Genomic DNA, 4,445 nt, shown 5'->3' with positions numbered 1-4,445 from the left:
ACCGACTCTGCTCCCGTGTCACACCGTGTGCTTCGTGGTTCCAATTCAAGACCCGAAATACCTGGAAACCAACCCGCCTGCACTCGATCGCAGAAGCTAAAGAAAGAATGGACAATAGTTCTAACAGGAAGAATTCCTTAATGTCTACCCCAAGAATATAGCTACAGCGGGCAGTACTCCAACGGCGAACACCGGAAATTAGACCATGGTTTCTTTATTTAAAAATTTTCGCGAGAACTGCATTTTCGTAGTTAAAAAAAACGCATGCAATTCAAACTATTCTTACCACTGCGGAATAACTGGCTAATATTATTATTCTTTGATTAGCACTTTGCTGATTCAGAAAAAATAGTAAGACTAAAATTCAGGTATATAATTGAGGAATAAAAGTTAAGATTAAATACCAATAATATAAAGCTGAGAATTGAAGCTAAAAATAGAAATAAAGATAAAAATAAGAATAATAAAGCTGCGCATCACAAACGGTTAAACACATTCACCAGCTTTCCTATTTCTGACAAATAAGACAATGGACTGATAACACCATAATCAACTTTGTCACGAGGTACTGATTTTGATACGACAACCAGACATAAACCCGGCACGCATGGTCACCGACCCGCAACCGGTAACACCCCCTGAGCCGCAAGGCCGATGGCAAGGATTGGCAGTAGTTCGATTGGTTAAATTGTTCGGCAGTGAATGTATTCGGTCGCTTGACCCATTCTATCAACCACCCAATGGCCAACGGCCAGAGGGGGCTGAAGGCTCTGCAGTTGGCATTGGTTCTTCGGGTATAAAGCTTGGTTATGAGAGTGGTCATAACCTTGGTTTCACCACCCTGGCCGCCCGGGCGATAGCAGCCTATGCCAACCTGCCCCCGGAAATCAGTCAGGCGCTGGGCTACCTTGCCAACCTGGTGGCTGCGGGCCAGGCTGCCAGTGATCCGTTCAGGGACTGTCCTGAAACTGCTTCTGCGGTGTTGGCCAGTAAAGTAACAACCTTGCCACCCAGGCACGGAGGCACGGAGAAAAGCCAAGATCCTTGCTTCTGTGACTGCGGCACTCCGTGGGAAAAAGAGATACCCGAACCTGACACGCAAAGCGAAAATGCACCGGACAAGACTCCGGAAAACACCGAAGACAAAACCGGAAAAAACTCACGGGTCAGACGACAAAAGTCTGATAGATCAGTCACCGCAAGGCTACCGGCCAGTCAGTTGCCCAATGCCTCCCTGGCACTGGGGGCTTTGGCTGGTCTTTGTGCTGTGGGTGCGTCCTCGGCATCCGATTCTAACCATTGGCGGAATGTGACAAACGCCGAGGATCTGGTCAATATTTGTAACAACAAGAATCCATGCGATGGTAATTATCGTTTGATCAATAATATCAATGTCAGCCATTGGACCCCCATTGGTACAGGAGGCCGCAGACCAAGATCATTTAAAGGTCGTCTGGACGGCTATGGTTTTAACATTAGCAACCTCAACGACTGTCTGGTAAACCATCTGGGCGGTAAAGGCCAAATTTATAACCTGACCTTGAGTAAGGCCAATATAAATTCAAACGGTCCGGCCGGGGTAGTGGCTTGTCAAATGTCAAAAAAGGCCATTATCAGTAATATCAGGGTTAAGAGTTCTAATGTTACTACCAAAGGTGACCAATCAAGCGCAGGTATTGCCGCGGGCACTAACGAAGGAACTGTTAAATATATAACAGCAGAAAACTGCCATGTTACTACCAAAGGGGATCAATCAAACGCAGGTATTGCCGCGGGCACTAACGAAGGAACTGTTAAATACATAACAGCAGAAAACTGCCATGTGAAAACCGGCGGTTCGAAAGCATATGCCGGTATTGGTGCCGGATACAATGTTAATGGAAGAGTTATCAACACGGCTGCAGTGGACTGCACGGTGAATACTGACAATAAGGAAGCATATGCCGGTATTGGTGCCGGATACAATGATAATGGAGAAGTTATCAACACAACTGCAGTGGACTGCACGGTGAATACTGACAAAGAGGTAGCACATGCCGGTATTGGTGCCGGGGATAATTATCTAGGAAAAGTTATCAACACTTTAGCGGTCAAAAATTGCACTGTGGAGACCACCGGAAAAGGTGCACATGCTGGTATTGGTGTTGGAAAAAATTCACGAGGATCTGTTGACAAAACGACCGCAGCGAACTGCACAGTGAAAACTTCAGGTGGATATTACGGTGATGATCCACATGTCGGTATTGGTGCCGGGAAAAACGAAAAACCAGGAACTACTCACATTACCAAGGTGATCAACAGCACTATTCAAGGTAAAAAACCGTGTATCAATGTTCCGAGGAAGGAAATCAATGACAGGTGTGAGGATATCAAAGGAAGAGATAAACCAGTCATTTGTAATCTCAAGATTAACAACCAATCAATGCCCAATAGCACCAAGAACGACTGTTCAGCTCTGTGTAATGAAGTTCGTGAAAAAATTTCATCCCTGAAAATTAAAAACCTGGCATTGCCAAATTGCCCGGCAGAACAGTCCACTGATACCCCAACAACAAGCAGCAACAGGACCCTTTCCGGCCCGGGCTCTGCTAACACCACAACCCCAATCACCCCAACTCCAGTGCCAGGCAACAACACGACCTTTTCCGCCCCGGGCTCCCCTGTCACCCCTACTCCAGCCACCGTAACCACATTATCCAGCAACAGCACCACGCCAGGTTTTACCCCATTTGCCGCACCAACAACGCCAGCGGCTCCACTAAGCCCTGCCATCCTGGCCTGTATCGCTCTGGGTACCGGGGTAGTTTTGCTATTCGGTCTCGCGGGTGCGTGCTTTTACCACCATCGCCGCCAAAAATCATTGACCAGAGCCGGCGTTACGCAACCCATGGCGGATTTGTTCGGCAGCCTGAGCTGGACTGCCATATCGACGCCTGCCATCAGTACCCTACCCATATCTGAGAACAGCAGCCAGGACCTGACTGGCAGAACGACGCCTGCCATCAGCACCCTATCCCTATCTGAGAACAGCAGCCAGGACCCGACTGGCAGAACGACGCCTGCCATCAGTACCCCATCCATGTCGGAGAAAGATAACCTGAGTCGGGTTGACCAAAAGACCCCTGTGTTTTCCCATGAGCACTCCCCATTGTTGCGAGTCAACCAGGAAATCTCAGATAGCTACATTTCCATGGTGACGTTTGGCAAAGAACCTGACCAACCGCTGTACTCGAATCAACCGTACACGCCTGAATATGACCAAGGCATTCATCCACTCATGCAGCGCGAACAGGCAGGTATGGAGCCATGGTACAGTAAATCCACAACCAACATTGAAGAAGATTCTGACCAACCGGTGCTCTTGAATGAACTCAGAACGAGGGACAATTTTATGGATTATGAGCGAACTACATTTTAATAGTAAAGGCGCATGTAATTAAAACGATGCTTACCACTGCCATATAACTGGCTACAATCAATGCTCCTGGATTAACTCCTGCACTGATTCCGAAAAAATAAGAATAAACAGGGTAAGAATAACGCTCATCATAAACACTTAAACCCCACTCTCAAGGTGGAGACAAGCTTATACCTCAATGGCACTGACTTAAGCTTGAAAGCCCCGCAAAAATTGAGATTGTTACAGGTTGGAAATTTGAATTGGAACCACAAGGCACACAAATGCCCACGGCGCGTCAAAATATTTGGCGCCCCCCCAAGGATGAAAAATAATTAAGCAAAATATTTTCTCGGCAAGGAACACAAAGGAAAAGCAACCGTCCTTAAGCTCTTCATGACCTTTGCGGTTCCATCCTTAACGTCCTGAAGCGGGGAGTAAACGCTGAATGTCTACCCTGAAAAACACCGCCTGTGTTTGACCGACAACGGACTGATAACACCGAAAGCAACTTTGTCACGAGGTACCAGATTTTGATACGCCAACCAGACATAAACCCGACAGGCATAGTCATCGACCCACAACCGGTAACCACCCCGGAACCCAACGGCCGCTGGCAAGGATTGGGAGTGATCAAATTGGGCAAATGGGGCAGTGAGTTTGTTCGGTCGCTTAATCCATTCTATCAACCACCCAATGACCAACCGCCAGTGCGGGATGCCCCTCACATTGATTACCCGGGCCAGAGCGGTCATTGCCTGCCGCTCACCACACTGGCTGTACGGACGATAGCAGCCTGTGCCAACCTGCCCCCGGAAATCAATCAGGCGCTGGGCTACCTTGCCGACCTGGTGGCTGCGGGTCGGGCTGCCAGCGATCAATTTGACGCAACGGTCTCCTCCGCCAGGGAACCCGGACTTGACACGCACCGGAAAAACCCACCGGACGCCACGTTGGAAATCACCAAAGACAAAAGAAGAGCCTCACAAAACCCACGACAACCGCCTGATAAAACCGCCACCGCAACGCTCTATGCCAACCACTTGCC

2 protein-coding genes are annotated in these 4,445 nt (G+C 48.4%); both read left to right on the top strand.

Annotated elements, in window-relative coordinates:
• The first annotated feature begins 574 nt into the window (after positions 1–574).
• The gene (locus tag KDK14_RS20310) at positions 575–3,418 is read left to right on the top strand and encodes a ZmpA/ZmpB/ZmpC family metallo-endopeptidase-related protein (protein ID WP_257267058.1); all 2,844 of its coding nucleotides are present in this window, start codon (positions 575–577) and stop codon (positions 3,416–3,418) included.
• A gap of 512 nt (positions 3,419–3,930) precedes the next feature.
• On the top strand, positions 3,931–4,445 hold a 515-nt coding region (locus tag KDK14_RS20305), incomplete at its 3' end, for a hypothetical protein (RefSeq protein WP_257267057.1).

Source organism: Endozoicomonas sp. ONNA2 (assembly GCF_024606365.1).
Classification (GTDB): Bacteria; Pseudomonadota; Gammaproteobacteria; order Pseudomonadales; family Endozoicomonadaceae; genus Endozoicomonas.
The sequence above is the reverse complement of the archived record's forward strand: the minus strand, read 5'-3'. Positions and strand labels throughout refer to the sequence as shown.